This is a genomic window from Streptomyces sp. NPDC093598 (assembly GCF_044764825.1).
In the GTDB taxonomy this organism is placed as follows: domain Bacteria; phylum Actinomycetota; class Actinomycetes; order Streptomycetales; family Streptomycetaceae; genus Streptomyces.
Genome location: NZ_JBIWIV010000005.1, coordinates 152,437 through 168,749 on the forward strand (window position 1 = coordinate 152,437; position 16,313 = coordinate 168,749).

Sequence of the window (16,313 nt, forward strand, 5' to 3'; positions counted from 1 at the left end):
GACGGTGACCACCACAGGATCCACAGCCTCTGACAGCGCCATGCCCACCGACGAGATCGCCCTTCTGCCGGGCTCCTCCGGCGGAGCCTGGCGAGGGACCGAGTACGTCGCCAGCCTCAAGGACGAGCGGGAAGTCTGGTCCGACGGACGCAGGGTCGACGTGACCGGCGACCCGGGCTTCCGGCCCATGCTGTCCACGCTGGCCGGTCTCCATGACGCCCAGCACCTGCCCGACCGGACGGACGAGATGCTCTACCGGTCGGAGGCCTCCGGCAACCTCGTCAGCCTGTCGTACCTGGCGCCGGCCGACCGGGACGACCTCAGCCGCAAGTGGGCCAACTCCCACCGGTGGGCACAGGCCTCCTACGGCCAGCTCTCCCGGATCCCCGACTTCATGTCGAACGTCGTGGTCGGCCTGTACGACTACCGGTTCGAACTGGCCAAGGTGGACCCCGAGTTCGGGCGCAACGCGGAGAACTACTACCACTACTGCCGCGAGAACGACCTGACGCTGACGCACGGCCTGGGCGACCCGCAGATCGACCGTTCCTCCACGCCCGCCGACCGGCCGGAACTGGGCTTGAGGGTGGTGCGGCGCGGCGCCGACGGCATCGTCGTCCGGGGAGCCAAGCAGATCGCCACCCTGGCGCCGTACGCCCACGAGGTGCTCATCTACCTCTCGCCCGCGAACTACCTGCGCGAAGACCCCAGCTATGTCTGCTGGTTCGCCGCTCCACTGGCGACGCCGGGCCTTCGCGTCCTGTGCCGCACGTCGTACGCCGACGGCTCCGGCGGCCTCTCCGCGCGCTACGACGAGCAGGACGCCATGCTGGTGTTCGACGACGTGTTCATCCCGATGAACCGGGTCTTCCTGCTCGACGACTCCCAGACGGCCGTCCGAGGGTTCGGCGAGCTGAACAAGTGGTCGCTCTACACCGGCCAGCTGCGCTACTACCACCGGCTGCGCACCATGCTCGGTGTCGCGTCGCTGCTGGCCCAGGCGATCGGAGTCGACAAGTTCCGGCAGGTCAGCGACCTTCTCGGCGAACTCACCTCGTATGTCGAGATCGTGCGGCTCGGCCTGGCCGCGATCGACGCCGAGAGCCGGCCCACCGCCTCGGGTCTGCTCGCCCCCGGCTCCACGGCCGCGCTCGACGCCGTCGCCGGCCGCTTCTCGACGCGGGGCTCGGAGATCATCCGGCAGATCGGAGCGTCCGGTTTGATCATGCAGCCCTCGGACGCCGATCTGGGCACGTCCGAGCTGCGCGCGGTGCTGGACACGTACATGTGCGGGCGCGAGATGGGCGTGGACGAGAAGTCCCGGATCTTCCGGCTCGCCGCCGATCTGGCCGTCGACCGTTTCGGAATGCGCCAGGAGCTCTACGAGACGTGGAACCGGGGTGATCCCGCCCGGGTCCGCTCGATGCTCTACGCCCGGTATCCCGACCTGAAGCGCTGCGAAACCCAGGCCCGAAACCTGGCCGAAGGGCGGAACGACACCACATGAGTCTCGACAGCATTCGGCTCGAGGGAGTCACGACCCACAACCTCAAGTCGGTCGACGTCTCCTTCCCCAAGGGAAAGCTGGTCGTCGCCGCGGGCGTCTCGGGGTCGGGCAAGTCGTCCCTGGTCATCGACACCCTCTTCGAACACTCGAAGACGCTCTACCTGGGGGCCCTGTCCAGCAAGTCCCTCGACATGGGCGACGGTGACTACCAGTTCGACCGGATCGCGGGGACGCAGCCGCCGGTGGCGCTGCGCCAGCGCGACGGCGGCTACTCCAACCCCCGCTCGACCGTGGGGACCCTCACCGGACTCGACGGCCTGTACCGGCTGCTGTTCGGCGCCGGTTCGCGGCCGGTCTGCCCGGCCTGTCTCGGCCCGACCGGTGCGGACCTGTTCTGTGACGACTGCGGCTGTTTCGCCGAACCGCACTCCGCGAAGCACTTCAGCCCCAACCGCAAGGAAGGCAAGTGCCTCCAGTGCGACGGCATCGGCGAACTCGTCGGCTTCTCCCTGGACAAGATCATCCCGGACCGGTCGAAGACGCTCACCGAGATCTGGGACGGTGCCGACCCCGGGACGTTCGCCGTTCCCAACGTGCGCAAGGCCTTCGAGGCGATGGCCGCGGACATCGGCCTCGACCTCGACGTGCCGTTCGAGAAGCTGAGCCCGGAGCAGACCGAACGCGTGCTGCACGGCTCGGACACGATCTACACGCTCAAGATCCGCAAGGTCACCAACGACTTCCGCTTCGAGGGCATCCTGGGCTTCCTGGAACGGGCGTACCGCAACGCGTCGTCCGCCGCCCGCAAGAACGCCTTCACCAACTACCTCGGACGGGAAGTCTGCCCCGCCTGCCACGGCGGGAGGCTGCGCCCCGAATCGCTCAGGGCGACGGTGGCCGGGCACACCTTCCCCGACTTCCAGAGCGACGAACTGTCGCGTTCGATCACCCGCTTGCGCGAAGGACTCTCCTCCGGTGATGTGCCGGCGCAGGTCCGCGAGCTCGCCGCGGCGATCGTCAAACAGAGCACGAACATCGAGGACGTCGGCCTCGGGCACCTGCAACTGCGGCGGCCGGTGACCACCCTCTCCGGTGGTGAGCTGCAGCGACTCCTGCTGGCGCAGCACCTGGCCAGCGACCTGACCGGGGTCATGTACGTCCTGGACGAACCGACCGCCGGTCTGCACGAGGCCGACACCGGGAGGATCCTCGACTCACTGCGCCGGCTGCGCGATCTCGGCAACACGGTCATCGTCATCGAGCACGACGAGTCGGTGATCCGTGCCGCCGACTGGATCGTCGAGCTCGGTCCCGGGGCCGGATCCCGCGGCGGCGAGATCGTCTTCGAGGGCCGCTTCGCCGACCTGCTGAACTCCGGTGACTCACCGACGGCGACCGCGATGGCGTCGGACGGGCCGGCGCGCACCAGGACCGACCTCGCCGGCGCGCCCTGGATCGAGGTACGCGGCATCACCCGCAACAACGTGGTCGACCAGGCGGCGAAGTTCCCGCTCGGCGCACTGACCTGCGTCTCCGGCGTGTCCGGCGCCGGCAAGAGCTCACTGGTGGCCGGCATCCACGCATCGGTCTCCCGGGCCATCGCCCAGCGGTCGACGGGCGCCGCGGACCGGAGCACCGGCATCGAGGGAGCCGACGCCCTGGACGACGTCATCTACGTCGAGCAGCGCCCGATCGGCCGCTCCAGCCGGAGCACGCTCGTCACCTACGTCGGCATCAGCGACCACATCCGCGACGCCTTCGCCGCCAGTGCCGAGGCGGTCGAGCGCGGACTCGGCCGAGGCGAGTTCAGCCCGAACGTCGCCGGGGGGCGGTGCGAGTCCTGCAAGGGACTCGGGCTGGCCGAGATCGAGATGACCCTGTTCAAGAGCGAGTTCATCGTCTGCCCCGAGTGTGAGGGCCGCCGGTTCCAGGAGCATGTCCTGCAAGTGCGGCTGGGCGACAAGAACATCCACGACGTGCTGTCGATGACCGTCGAGGACGCCCTCGACTGGTTCGACGCCGGAAACAGTCCCAAGGTCGTCCAGGCCCTCGGCGTGCTCAGCGAGTTCGGCCTGGGCTACCTGCAACTCGGCTGCTCGACGACCACGCTCTCCGGTGGCGAGGCGCAGCGGCTCAACCTGGCCGGCGAGCTGCTCAAACAGCGCCGCAGCCGCACGCTGTTCATCTTCGACGAACCGACGCGCGGCCTGCACACCGCCGACATCCGCCATCTTCTGGCCCTGTTCGAGCGGTTGATCTCCACCGGCAACACCATCGTGGTCATCGAGCACCACGTGAAGGTGATCTCCATCGCCGACTGGGTGATCGACCTGGGGCCCGGCGCGGGCCGCGAAGGCGGCCGGGTGGTGCACAGCGGGACGCCGGAGGAACTCGCGGACAACCCGGCCAGCGTGACCGGCCGGTTCGTACGCCGACTGCGCGACGAACCCGCTGCGGTGACGCCGGAGCCCGCCCCTGTGGAGGGCCGGCGGTCGAGTGCGGCGCCGGACCTCGGGGTCATCGGAGAGCTACTGCCGCAGGCCGTCACGGTGGTCGCCGGCACGGCACGGCAGTCCCAGCGGAACGGGCCGACACCGTACGGACTGGTGATCGGCTCGCTCACGGTCGTCTCCGACGAACTCGCCCTGATCGGCTTCCTGGTGCGCTCCGGCAGCACCAGCTGGAACGCCATCGCGGACACCGGCCGGTTCTGCGTCAACATCCTCGGCGAGGACCAGCGCGAGGTCTCGGAGGCCTTCTCGCAGGGGCGGCCGGACAGCCGCTTCGACGCCCTGGCGTGGACGCCCTCCGCCAACGGCTGCCCGCGCTTGTCGGGCGCCGTCGGCACCCTCGACTGCAGCCTGAAGTCGTCCTACCGGATCGGCGACCACGAGTTCGTCCTGGCGACGGTCGTCAGCGTCGACATGGAGGCCGGCACCGGCCGCCGGCCACTGCTGCGCGCCGAACGGGGCGACAGCGCTCTCGACGACTACGGGTGGCGCCGATTCGCCCGGGAAGCGGAGGCCAGGTGACGACGACCACGTCCATCGCCACGCACTACGAGCAGTTCCTGCAACTCCTCACCCGCGACACGGCGGACATCCGCAACGCGGCCGACGGCCGCGACCCGGTCAGCGCCCGGTACGGCGAACGGGTCGACCCCTCGGGCGGATCCCAGCCGATCGTGATGACCCGCGACGAGTGGATCCTGAACCAGATCGACCTGACGCTGGCGCTGGGCCGGCTGCTGACCGAGGACGACGTCGTCGTGTCGGCCGTGCCGTACGAACTGTCGTTCATCGGCGCCGAGGTGGACCGCGTGATCGAGATGGTCGGTGCCTCGGTGATCAGCGTCGGGACGAGCGGGACCATCTGCCCGATGCCGCGGCTGCTCGGGCTGATCGAGCAGTACGAGGTGACGGCCCTGGTGTGCGCGCCGAGCTTCGCCGCCGAGCTGGCGGGCCTCGCGGTGTCGCTCGGGAAGCGGCCGGCGGACTCGACGATCCGGACGATCGTCTGCGTGGGGGAGGCCTGCTCCACCGAGCGCCTCGACCGCATCGGCGCCGCCTGGGCGGCGAAGACCTCCACCCTGTACGGGACGCCGACGACGCCGACGGTGGCCGTCGCCTGCGAGTACGGCGCACTGCACCTGTGCGATCACCGGCTGCGGGCCGAGGTCCGCGGCGGGTCGCGCGGCGAGCTGCTCCTGGACGGCTCACCGACGGGTGAGGTCGTCGAGCTGTGGCCGGCGGACCGCCGCTGTGACTGCGGTTCCGCGAGCCGGGTCCTGGTGCCGCTCGGCAGCACGGCCTCGGCGGTACGCGGACCGGACGGGCTGGTCTCGGCGCTCGACGTGGAGCGGAGCGTGTTCGGCCACAGGAGGCTCGCACCGCACTTCGCCTGCGCCGTCCGGGACGGCACCTTCCACGTGACCTGCGCCGTGGCCGACCCTCGGGCGGTCGACGAGGACGCCATGCGGCGGGCGATCCGCAGCAGCATCGGCGACGCGCTCGGGGTCGAGGCCGAGGTCACGGTCGTCGGCGTGAAGGACTGGAGCACCGCCACGTCATGACCCGCATCCGGCCGCGGCACGCAGTCGCCGCGGCCGATCCACCGGTGGCATCTCGAGGAGACAAGACGCATGAGGGTAGCGGTAGTACAGACCCAGTGGGTCGACGATCACGAAGACGGCCTGCGCAACGCCTACCAGGCGATCGAGGACGTCTGCGGTGCCGGCGACATCGACCTGGTGTGCTTTCCCGAGTTCCTGCTCGGCCCGCCGTGGTACATGCCAGGACAGGACGGCCTGAAAGGGCGAACCGACACGCCGATCCCAGGGCCGATCGTCGACGGCTTCCAGTCCCTGGCCCGCAAGCTCAACACGCACATCCTGCTGGGGTCGCTGGTCGAGGACATGCAGGACGGCATGTACCGGAACACGTCCCTGCTGATCGGCCGCCAGGGCGTCATCACCGGGCGCGCCGTCAAGGCACACGCCTTCGGCAACGAGATGGTGGTGTGCCGCCAGACGGACTCGCTCGGCGTGCTGTCGACGGAGTTCGGGCAGATCGGCATCGCCGTGTGCTCGGACTTCTGGATCCCCGAGGTCGTCCGGCTGCTGGCGCTGGCCGGCGCGCGAACGGTCTTCGTACCGGGCGGGACGCTGGGGCAGAACCAGCCGCTGATGGTGAACGCCTTGCGCACGGCGGCGTACCTGAACGACGTCAACATCGTCTACGCCAGTTCGGTCGGCGTCGTCCGCGGCAAGCGCGGGGACCGGCTCGTGGAGATCCACTTCGCCGGCACCAGCCTGGTCGCAAGCCCGGAAGGCGTGATCGCGCAGGCCGGCAGCGACGAGCCGGAGACCCTCGTCGTCGACATCGAAGAGCCCGCGGACGGCGACGGCCGCCGCTGGCAGCAACTGCGCAGGCCCGACGCCTACCAGGCGCTGCTGACTCCGTACGTCGGAGCGGACCGGGATCTCGCGGCCGAACTGCGCGCGAGCCTGACCGGGGGCGGCGGCCCGGACCGGGGCCGGCCCGTCGCCGCGACCAGCACACGTGAGGGGACTCGCTCGTGACCGTCTTCGTAGCGCAGCACGCCCGCCGGGCGACACCGGAGGCGACGGCCTCCGCCGTACTCGACGATCTGGACAGCCGGGTGACCGACGAGGCGTCGTTCGTCGTCCTGCCGGAGAACGCGTTCACCACCGGCGGCGACGTCCAGGCGCTGCCCCTGCCCCTGCGAGAGCGGTGCCTGGACCGACTGACGGCACTGGCACGGACCCGAGGCACCTACGTGCTCACCGGCTCGTGGGCGGAGGAGGGGCCCGGCGGCACCCTGGTGCAGGTGTCCAGGTTGCTGGATCCGAGCGGATCGGAGTGCGCCCGGGTGGAACGGCCCGTCCTCGCCGACGGGACGACCGGTACCGGCGACGACTTCCCGGTCGTCGAGACGCCGTTCGGCCACGTCGGGGTGCTCCTCGGCCCCGACTTCTGGCTGGTCGAACCGCCGCGCATCGCATGCCTGGCCGGTGCGGAGCTGCTGCTGGTCGCCGGGTCCCTCGACGGCAGGCAGCAGGCATCGCAGCGCGCCGCGGTGTGGGGCATCGCGACCCTCAACACCGTGGCGGTCGCCTTCGCCGGTTCGCTGAGCGAACGCTGCGGCGGGGGCAGCGCCGTGGCGGTGCCCGAGGGGTTCGTCGCCGAGGCGGGCACCGACGAGGGCGTCATCGAGGCGCCCTGGGACGTCGAGAGGATCCGGCATCTGCGCGAACCCGACCTGCGCTTCCAGCAGACCCTCTGGTTCGGGCTGTGGGCGCGCCGGACGGAGCTGTACACGGACCTGACGGCGCAGGTGAGTTGAGATGCGCAACGCCGGTGCTCCCGCCTCCGACGTCCGACGGCGGATCGCGACGGAGATGGCAGACGACGTGCCGTGGAACCGGGTGCTCAATTCCATCTGCACCGAACCCCATCCGCTGGGCGTGGAGATGGCGTCCGCCGCGGCGCACACCAACCTCGGTGACGTGCGCATCTTCCGCGGCACCAAGCGGATCGAGCGCAAGGTCGTCGAGCTGCTGCTCGATCTGCTGGGCAACCCCGGCGGGTCGGGGAGTCTCGTGTCCGGAGGGACCGAGGCGAACCTGATCGCGATGCTGGTGGCCCGCGAGTCGGCGCGCGCCCGGGGGCGGCTGACCGACCGGCCCGAGGTCGTCGTCAGCAGCACCGTGCACTTCTCCTTCACCAAGGTCTTCGGCCTGCTGGGGCTGACCCCGGTCGTGGTGCCGGTCGACGACTCCTTGCGGTTGCCGGCCGACGAGGTGGCCCGGCGTATCGGCGAGCACACCGTCGCGGTCGTCGCGACCGCGGGCAGCAGCGAGTTCGGGGTGGTCGACGCGGTCGACGAGATCGGACCGGTGGTGGCGGGACGGGGCGTGCACCTGCACGTGGACGCGGCCACCGGCGGTTTCATCATCCCGTTCGCCCGTGAACTCGGCCACGATCTGCCGCAGTTCGACTTCACGGTCGAGGGCGTCGACTCGATCACCATCGACCCGCACAAGTACGGACTGGCCAATGTCCCGGCCGGGGCGATCCTGTTCCGTGGCGCACAGGACGCCGGACGCTTCGCGGTCGACTCGTTCTTCATCGACACGCCGGTGCACAACACCCTGCTCGGCACCCGCCCCGGCGCCGCCGCGGTGTCGACCTACGCGGTACTGGAGCACCTCGGCCGTGACGGCTTCCGCGACCTCACCCGGACCAATTTCGAGGTGACGAAGTACCTGGTGGACGGGTTGCGCGCGGCCGGGCACGAGCTGTTCGCCGAACCGCAGCTGAACATCGTGGTGGTCAAGATGCCGCACGCGGTCCGCATCTCACAGCTGCTGGAGTCGAGGGGCTGGATCGTCTCCACCTCGAAGCGCTTCGGCGAAACCCTGCGGCTGGTCGTCACCCGGCATGTGACACCGAAGATGCTGGACGAGTTCCTCCCGGAATTGGAGCAGGCCTGTCAGGACGTCGCTGCCGAGGTGACGCTGCGATGAGCCTCTTCCGTGGCGCCCGGACCCGGCTCGCCGCCCTGCAGATGCGGATCGAGCCCGGGCAGCGGGACGAGAACCTGGCGCGAGCCGCGAAGCTGCTGTCCACCGCGCGGGAACGCGAGGCCGACCTGGCGTGCCTGCCGGCCACCTTCGCCACCGGCCTGAACTTCCCCACGCTGCGCACCGACGCCACCGCCGAGGACGGGCCGGTCGTCGCATTCCTCGCGGAGCAGGCCCGCACCCTCGGGATGCACATCGCCGCGGGCGTGCTGCTGTCGGCCGGGCGGGACGTCTTCGACGCCGCCGTGCTCATCGGCCCCGGCGGCGACCCGCTCGGCTGGTACCACCGCGCCTGCGTGTGGGCGGGCGAGTCCGAGTACATCTCCACCGGCTCGCCGGGCGAGGTGATCGACACGCCCGTCGGGCGGATCGGCCTGCAAGTGAGTTACGACCTGCGGTTCCCGGAGGCGAGCCGGCAGTACCTCGCCCAGGACGCCGACCTCATCGTCTGCGTGGCGAACCTCTTCGGGCCGTTCTCGCACCCGCTGCGCTCCCTGTGCCGCGCGCGGGCCGCCGACAACGAGTGCGCGCTGGTGTTCGCCAGCGGAGTGGGCGAGAACCGCTTCGCGAACATGACCTACGTCGGCCGCAGCATGATCGTCGACGGTCTGGTGCAGGACGCCCGCCAGGACCCGGACGCGGACATCCTCGCCGAGGCCGCCCCGGGCGGCCAGGAAGCGGTGATCGACGCGGACGTGCACTGGCGGCAGCGGCGCAAGGCCCGCTCCGCGCTGCCGTTCCACGACGACCTGCGCTCGACCTGGACCACGATCCACGGGGGGCGCGCCTGATGAGGGCAACGCGTATGCAGCCGGAGTCCGGGTGGCTCGGCGACGTGCTCGGCCTTGTCGTCATGGACATGCGGCAGTTCTTCGACAACCGTCTGTTCGCGGTGTCGACGCTGCTGACGTCGGTGTCGATGGTGCTGGCCTTCGGGGCGGCGACCGACCAGATGGTGAGTCCCGCGCCGACGGCCGCCAACTACTTCGGCTTCGTCTTCCCCGGCATCATCGGCGCCGGCATCATGTTCAGCTGCACCTACACCGTCGGCTACACGGTCATCATCGACCGCAACCGCCGCACCATCGAGGACCTCATCCTCTCGCCCCTGTCGTACTCGGGGTTCCTGCTCGCCCGGATCGTCGGCGTCGTGCTCAAGTGCCTGTTCCAGTTCGTGCTGGTGCTCCTGCTCGGCGTCGGGGTCTTCGACGCCCGGATCGAGTCGGTGCCGCTGTTCGTGCTGGGCTTCTTCACCGCGTGCACGGCCTTCGCCGGTCTCGGGATCCTCATCGCCACGTACACCAACGAGATCTCCTTCCCGGCGGTCGTGAACATCATCGTCATCCCGCTCATGTACTTCGCCGGGATCTTCTTCCCCCTCGACAACCTCGGGGCGCTGGGTGACGTCTTCGACAAGCTCCCCCTCTCGGTGCACGTCGACATCTTCCGCGCCGCCACCTCGCCGGACGTCTCGGCCACCGGGGCGTCGGTGCTGGCGGTGGCCTACTCGTTCCTGGCCCTCGGTATCGCCGCATGGGCCTTCCGCAGGAGGATCGGCCATGGCTGACACCACGAGCACCGCAGCGCCGGTCCTGTCGGTCTCCCGGCTCGACCACCGGGTGAGCCCCGACTTCGCCCTGCGCTCCCTCACCTTCGCCGTGCACGCCGGCGAGGGCGTGGCCATCATCGGCACCAACGGCGCCGGCAAGACCACGCTCATCCGGCTCGTCGCCGGCATGCTGCGCCCGTCCGGCGGCGAGGTGCGCGTCTGCGGCACCCCGCCCCGCCGCTGGGGCCAGGTCGGCCGCCACATCGGCTACGTCCAGCAGGCCAAGGACCTCCCGGACGGCGTCAGCGTGGAGACGTACGTCAAGCACCAGCTCAAGCTCCGGCGGGCCGACCCCAGCCGGTACGAGGAGCTGATCGCCCTGGCCGAACTGGACCAGTACCGCCACCAGTACGTGCGCAGCCTCTCCGGCGGCAGCCAGCGCAAACTGCACGTCATCTGCGCCGTCGCCCACCGGCCCGACCTGCTGATCCTCGACGAGCCGACCACAGGCCTGGACCCCACGGCACGCGAAACGCTGCTGGAGCTGCTGGGGAGCCTGAAGAAGGACGGCGTCGGCGTGTTGTTCGCCAGCCATCACCGCGACGAACTGCTCGCGCTGGCCGACTCCGTCGTGGTGCTCCACCAGGGACGGCAGATCAAGGACGCCTCGCTCGACGCCGTCACCCGGTGGGGCGAGCGCTCCAGCCTGATCCTGGAGGCCTTCACCGACGCGCACCTCGCGCGGCTGCACGACTGGGCCGGGCAGCAGGCGCAGGCCGGCGGCCTCATCCGTTCCGTGCGCACCGCCGACCAGGGGGTGCGGCTCGACCTCGCCGACGGTGACCATCAAGGCACCCTGGCCGAGGTGGTCGCCCGGGCCCACGCCGCCGGCCTCGCACTGCGCTCCGCGTCCTACTTCCAGCCCACTCTGGCGGACGTCGTCCGTTCCATCGTCGACCAAGTCGAACCGGAGGACATCGCATGAGCATCACCACCACGACCACGAGCATGCCGTTCTGGAAGGAGTACCCGGAGCGCGACAGCGAGTGGGTGAGGCAGTACCCGACGAAGCACGTGCCGGTGAACGAGGACGAGGTGTTCGCCCGCAAGCCGATGGGTGTGTACGTCCACATCCCGTTCTGCAACCGGCTCTGCTTCAGTTGCCCGTACATCAAGCACCAGACCGACCGGGACCTGACCCGCACCTACCTGGAAGCGCTGAAGACGGAGATCACCAACTACGCCGAGCGGCCCTACATCCAGGACCACGTCATCACCCTCGGCTACATCGGCGGCGGCACCCCGACCGCGCTGACCGCCCCCCAGCTCGACGACCTGCTGGGCCACATGTTCAGCAGCCTGAACGTCGAGGAGGGCGCGGACTTCTCCATCGAGACCACCCCGGTCGACATCACCGAGCGCAAGGCCACCGTCCTGCTGGACCGCGGAATTCGGCGCATCAGCCTCGGTGTGCAGACCTTCGTTCCGGAGGAACTCAAGAACATCGGCCGGCCGAACGACCCGGAGATGCTCAAGGAGAGCATCCGGCTGCTGCGCCGGTGCGGATTCGAGAACATCAACATCGACCTGATGCACGGCATCAACGGTCAGACGATGGAGAGCTGGGAGCACAGCCTCGACGTCGCCATCGAACTCGGGGTCACCTGCATCTCGTTCTACACCTACATGGAGTTCGCGCAGATCTCCACCAAGCGCAGGAAACTGCCGCCGGTCCCGGAGAAGGCCGTGGTCGACGACATGTTCCTGTTCGCCGCGGAGAAGCTGTCCAAGAACGGCTTCCTGGGCTACTACGGCGACTGCTTCGCCAAGCCCGGCTACCAGCCGAAGTACGGCGAGACGTCGTGGAGCGAGGACATCCCCATCATCCCCCTCGGCCCCACCGCCACCGGGCACCTGCGCGACCACTGGTACTTCAACGAGCCCGACGTCGGCCGCTACATCCAGACGGTGATGGAGGGCCGGCTGCCGATCTCCATGGGCAAGCACATCACCAAGTCGGAGGCGATCCGACGCTCGATGGTCCTCGGCGTCAAGGCCGGGCGGGTCAACCGGGAGCGTTTCCGCCGGATCCACGGCGTCGACTTCATGGAGATGTTCCGCGCCGAGATCGACGACCTCATCGAGAAGGAACTCATCACCGCCGACGAGAACGGCATCGAGGTGACCGGCCCGAAGGGCTGGTACTACCTGGACAACATCTCCAAGGCGTTCTACTCGCCGGAGTACCGGCGCTATCCGCAGCACCTGGGAGCGGACATCTCCAACTTCATCTCGAGTCGGCCGATCCCCCTGCAACTCACCACGCGGCCCAAGGACGAGGAGGCCGGCTGTGACCACTGAGACCCGACTGCTGAACCTGAGCGAGCGCGTGCCGCAGGCGTCACCGCACGACGACATCGACAAGGTGCGCTTCTACGACCTCGGCATGCGCCGCTCCGCGCTGATGGCGTACAAGCGGCCCAGCGACCGCATCCTGGCCCACGTCCGCGACGGGATGACCGACCTGGTCGAGGTCGGCTTCAACACCGGGCTGCTGTCCCTGCACGTGGCCGGGAAGCTGCCGGACCTGGCCGTGTCCGGGGTGGAGGAGAACCAGAACCTCGTGGACGTCGCCGAGGACAACCTGACGCTGGCCGTGTGGGCGAACAGCGCCGGTGACGTGGAGTTCGAGATGGCCAAGCTGAACCGGCTGCCCTTCCCGGACGACTCCGCCGACATCGTCTTCTCGTTCTCCTCGCTGCACCGCTGGCGCCGGCCGGTCGAGACGCTGAAGGAATGCGCCCGCATCTGCAAGCCCGACGGCGTCGTGATCATCGAGGACATGAACCGGCACGCCGAGGAAGGGCACATCACCTTCATCCTGCAGTTCGTGAAGGAGGGCGGCGACGAGTTCATGCGCTCGCTGCAGGCCGCCTACACCCGGGACGAGGCGGCCGAGCTGCTCAGGGAGGCCGGCCTCGCGGACTGGCAGGTGGTCGAGGAGGATCTCGGCCTGGTGATCTCCTCGCGTCCCCTCGAACCGGTGAGCACGTGATGCCCGGGACGAAGATCGCCGTCGTCCAGATGGAGTCCAAGCTCGGCAAACCGGCCCAGAACCTGCGCCGCGCCGAGCACTACATCGGTGAGGCCGTCGAGCAGGGAGCCGACCTGATCTGCCTGCCCGAGGCGTTCTCCACGTCCGGCAACATCCTCGAGGTCGCGGACGTGTCGGTGCCCGTCCCGGGGCCGGAGACCGAGTTCCTGTGCGAGCAGGCGAAGCAGGCCGGCGTCCACATCGTCGCCGGGCTGCTGGAGCGCGGCGGCGACGGCAAGTACTACAGCACATCGGTGCTGTGCGGCCCCGAGGGAACGATGCTCGGCCACTACCGGCGCGTGCACTGCCACGAACTGGAGGCCCGCTACCTCGCCGGCGGATCCGAGTACCCCGTCTTCGACGTCGAGTTCGGGCGCATCGGCCTGATGCAGGGCTACGACATCAACTTCCCGGAAGTCGCGCGGGAGTACTGCCGCCGCGGAGTCGACATCATCGTCTGCTCCGCGCTGGTGCCGGAGATGTTCGCGTACGTGGCGAACATGCGCCTGCCGGTCAGGGCGGTGGACGCCGAATGCATCGTCGCGTTCGCCTCCGGCATCGGCACCAACCTGTACGCCGGATTCGGCTACATGGGGCGCAGTCAGATCCTGGCGGACCCGCTGTTCCTCGAGGCCGAACGATTCGACTTCGTCGACGGCGACGAACGGATGGTGGACCTCGGCAAGGAGCCCGGCGTCGGCGTCGTCGAGGTCGACCTGGACCGCATGCGCCGCTACCGCACCAAGGCCACCCTGAGCGGCGATCTGCAGCCGGCGACGTACTGGCAGTCCTGACGAGAGTGAAGGCCCATGCGCGTACTGCTCATCTCCACCAACAAGATCCGGGTACCGCGGCCGGCGCTGCCCATCGGCATGGCCTACATCAGCGCCGCGCTCAAGCACGCCGGGCACCACGTCGACGTCCTGGACCTGCTCTGGGAGTCCCGGGAGCTCAAGGCGGTCCGGGAGAAGCTGACCGCCGAGACGTACGACGTGGTCGGCATCGCCGTGCGCAACCTGGACAACCTGACGTTCATCGACCCGGTCTTCTTCGGCCCGATGACCGAGAAGATCGTCCAGTGCGTACGCAAGTACACCAGCGCCAAGGTCGTCCTCGGGGGATCGGGCTTCTCGGTCGAGCCGTTGTCGTTCTTCGAGTACGCCCAGCCGGACTACGGCATCGCGGGTGAGGGCGAGGCCGGCATCGTCCAGTTGCTGGACTACCTGGAGTCCGGAGGGCGACTGGAGTCGATCTCCGGACTCTGCTACCTCGACGAGAACGGGAGGTTCTGCCAGAACCAGTCGAGTTCGGCGTTCGACCTGGGCGCGCTGGAGCCCGACCGGTCCGTCTACGACCCCCGGTACTTCGAGGAGGGCGTCTCGGCGGCCTCCGACCTCACCCGCGATCACCAGCCGGCCATCGAGACCCTGCAGACCAAGCGGGGCTGCAAGCTGTTCTGCTCCTACTGCATCATCCGCAAGACCGAGGGCAAGGGCGACCGGTTCAAGGACCCGGCCGAGGTCGTGGGCGAGATCCAGCGGGCCATGGCGGAGAACCCGGCCGTGCGGGAGTTCGAGATCGTCGACGCGACCTTCAACTACCCGATGGAGTACGCGGCCGAGGTGTGCGAGGAGATGATCCGCGCCAAACTCGACGTGCCCTGGTACTGCCAGTTGACGCCGAACGCGGTCACCCCGGAGTTCGTCAAGCTGCTGCATGCGGCCGGCTGCATCCGGGTGGATCTCGGCACCGACGCGCTCACCGACGAGGCCCTGGCGGATCTGATGAAGGGCTTCGACATGGCCCGGGTCCTGGAGATCGACCGCCTGTTCACGGCCAGCCCGATCGAGCACACCCACTGCATCTTCCTCGGCGGGCCGGGGGAGACCCCGCAGGCACTGAGGGAGTCGATCCGCTTCACCGAGCGGTTCCTGAATCCGGCCCAGATCTACGCCAACCTCGGCATCCGGATCCTCAGCGGCACCAAACTGCAGCGCCAGGCCGTCAAGGCCGGGATCCTGCGCGAGGGCCAGGGCACGTTCGTCCCCGCCTTCTACGTGGAGCCGGCGATCCTCGCCGACCGGGACACGCTCGACTTCGTCCGCGACGCCTACCTGAGCCACAAGAACTGGTACCTGTGGTGGGGCCTGGGCGGGCAGAACCTGACGGACCGTTCGAGGGACACCGTCCAGGCCGTGGCCGACATGCAACAGGAGTACGAGTACGTCATGCAAGGCAAGCCCCGGCTGGAACGCGCACCGAAGCCGCTGCCGACCCAGCCGCTGAAACTCACGATCGGCACCCCGTGATCAATGTTCCGACCGCAGCCGACGACCTGGCGAAGACGCTCGCGGCCAGGGCCGACCCGGACTTCGCGGTGCGCATGCAGCGGTACTTCCCGCACGAGATCCGGGCCCTGGGGGTCAGCAACGCCGCGGTCGTCGAGATCGCAACCGGCTACTTCCGTGAGCGGTGCGACACGCCCGCGGCGACGCGGCTGCTCCTGGCGGAGGAAGTGCTGGCGCGCGCCGAGTACCACGAGGAGGTGCTGCTGGGCTTCGCGGTCCTGCACAAGGTCGCCAGGACCGGGCTCGGCGGCGAACTGCTCGACCGCTGCGAGCACTGGCTGGAGACGTACGTGTCCAACTGGGCTCAGTGCGACGACATGTGCCTGAAGCTGCTGTACCCGTTCTTCCTCGGGCACCTGGAGCTGATCCCGCGCACCCGGGACTGGGTCGCCTCGGCCTCTCCGTGGGCCAGGCGCGCGGCGAACGTGGCCGTCGTGAAGTTCGTGCGGCGCAAGGTGGGCCGGACGGTCTTCGAGCTGCCGACGTCGCACGTCTTCGACAACTGCGTCCGGCTGATGCACGACGGCGACGTCTACGTGCAGAAGGGCTCGGGCTGGCTGCTCAAGGTCACCGCCGAGGTCCATCCCGACGAGGTGGCCGCCTTCCTGCGCACCTGGCACAAGGAGATGCCCCGCGACACGTTCCGGTACGCGGTGGAGAAGATGGACCCGCGGCTGCGGCGGTCCTTGATGGAACTGGGACAGGGGTGA

14 protein-coding genes are annotated in these 16,313 nt (G+C 69.2%); all 14 read left to right on the top strand.

Features of this window, described 5'->3' with window-relative positions:
* Positions 1-4 precede the first annotated feature (4 nt).
* The 14 genes from ACIRDU_RS19325 (at position 5) to ACIRDU_RS19390 (ending at position 16,313) form a co-directional block, all read left to right on the top strand.
* Positions 5-1,507 carry a 4-hydroxyphenylacetate 3-hydroxylase N-terminal domain-containing protein gene (locus ACIRDU_RS19325; RefSeq protein ID WP_403580986.1) on the top strand — a complete coding sequence of 501 codons (1,503 nt, stop codon included), beginning with the start codon at positions 5-7 and terminating at the stop codon, positions 1,505-1,507.
* Entirely contained in the window at positions 1,504-4,539 is a 3,036-nt protein-coding gene (locus ACIRDU_RS19330; RefSeq protein ID WP_403580988.1) for a flavin reductase, read from the top strand. The genes ACIRDU_RS19325 and ACIRDU_RS19330 overlap by 4 nt, the downstream gene beginning before the upstream one ends.
* Positions 4,536-5,579, top strand: coding sequence for a hypothetical protein (locus ACIRDU_RS19335; protein WP_403580991.1), 1,044 nt, complete (start codon positions 4,536-4,538; stop codon positions 5,577-5,579). The genes ACIRDU_RS19330 and ACIRDU_RS19335 overlap by 4 nt, the downstream gene beginning before the upstream one ends.
* Before the next feature lie 69 nt (positions 5,580-5,648).
* A complete protein-coding gene (locus ACIRDU_RS19340) occupies positions 5,649-6,587 on the top strand; it encodes a carbon-nitrogen hydrolase family protein (RefSeq protein WP_403580994.1) in 939 nt (312 codons plus the stop codon).
* On the top strand, positions 6,584-7,372 hold the full coding sequence (locus ACIRDU_RS19345) for a carbon-nitrogen hydrolase family protein (RefSeq protein ID WP_403580996.1): 789 nt from the start codon (positions 6,584-6,586) through the stop codon (positions 7,370-7,372). The genes ACIRDU_RS19340 and ACIRDU_RS19345 overlap by 4 nt, the downstream gene beginning before the upstream one ends.
* Before the next feature lies 1 nt (position 7,373).
* Positions 7,374-8,555 (top strand): tyrosine decarboxylase MfnA, encoded by a 1,182-nt coding sequence (gene mfnA, locus ACIRDU_RS19350; RefSeq protein WP_403581000.1) that lies wholly within the window; start codon positions 7,374-7,376, stop codon positions 8,553-8,555.
* Positions 8,552-9,403 (top strand): carbon-nitrogen hydrolase family protein, encoded by an 852-nt coding sequence (locus ACIRDU_RS19355; protein WP_403581002.1) that lies wholly within the window; start codon positions 8,552-8,554, stop codon positions 9,401-9,403. The genes mfnA and ACIRDU_RS19355 overlap by 4 nt, the downstream gene beginning before the upstream one ends.
* A gap of 14 nt (positions 9,404-9,417) precedes the next feature.
* Positions 9,418-10,179, top strand: a complete 762-nt coding sequence (locus ACIRDU_RS19360) for an ABC transporter permease (protein ID WP_403581005.1) — start codon at positions 9,418-9,420, stop codon at positions 10,177-10,179.
* On the top strand, positions 10,172-11,146 hold the full coding sequence (locus tag ACIRDU_RS19365) for an ABC transporter ATP-binding protein (RefSeq protein WP_403581008.1): 975 nt from the start codon (positions 10,172-10,174) through the stop codon (positions 11,144-11,146). The genes ACIRDU_RS19360 and ACIRDU_RS19365 overlap by 8 nt, the downstream gene beginning before the upstream one ends.
* Entirely contained in the window at positions 11,143-12,522 is a 1,380-nt protein-coding gene (locus ACIRDU_RS19370) for a coproporphyrinogen-III oxidase family protein (protein WP_403581011.1), read from the top strand. The genes ACIRDU_RS19365 and ACIRDU_RS19370 overlap by 4 nt, the downstream gene beginning before the upstream one ends.
* Complete coding sequence (locus tag ACIRDU_RS19375; RefSeq protein WP_403581014.1) at positions 12,512-13,216, top strand: class I SAM-dependent methyltransferase; 705 nt, start codon at positions 12,512-12,514, stop codon at positions 13,214-13,216. Before ACIRDU_RS19370 ends, ACIRDU_RS19375 begins: the two co-directional genes overlap by 11 nt.
* The gene (locus ACIRDU_RS19380; protein ID WP_403581017.1) at positions 13,216-14,049 is read left to right on the top strand and encodes a carbon-nitrogen hydrolase family protein; all 834 of its coding nucleotides are present in this window, start codon (positions 13,216-13,218) and stop codon (positions 14,047-14,049) included. Before ACIRDU_RS19375 ends, ACIRDU_RS19380 begins: the two co-directional genes overlap by 1 nt.
* A gap of 15 nt (positions 14,050-14,064) precedes the next feature.
* Entirely contained in the window at positions 14,065-15,564 is a 1,500-nt protein-coding gene (locus ACIRDU_RS19385; protein WP_403581020.1) for a B12-binding domain-containing radical SAM protein, read from the top strand.
* Positions 15,561-16,313 (top strand): DNA alkylation repair protein, encoded by a 753-nt coding sequence (locus ACIRDU_RS19390; protein ID WP_403581023.1) that lies wholly within the window; start codon positions 15,561-15,563, stop codon positions 16,311-16,313. The genes ACIRDU_RS19385 and ACIRDU_RS19390 overlap by 4 nt, the downstream gene beginning before the upstream one ends.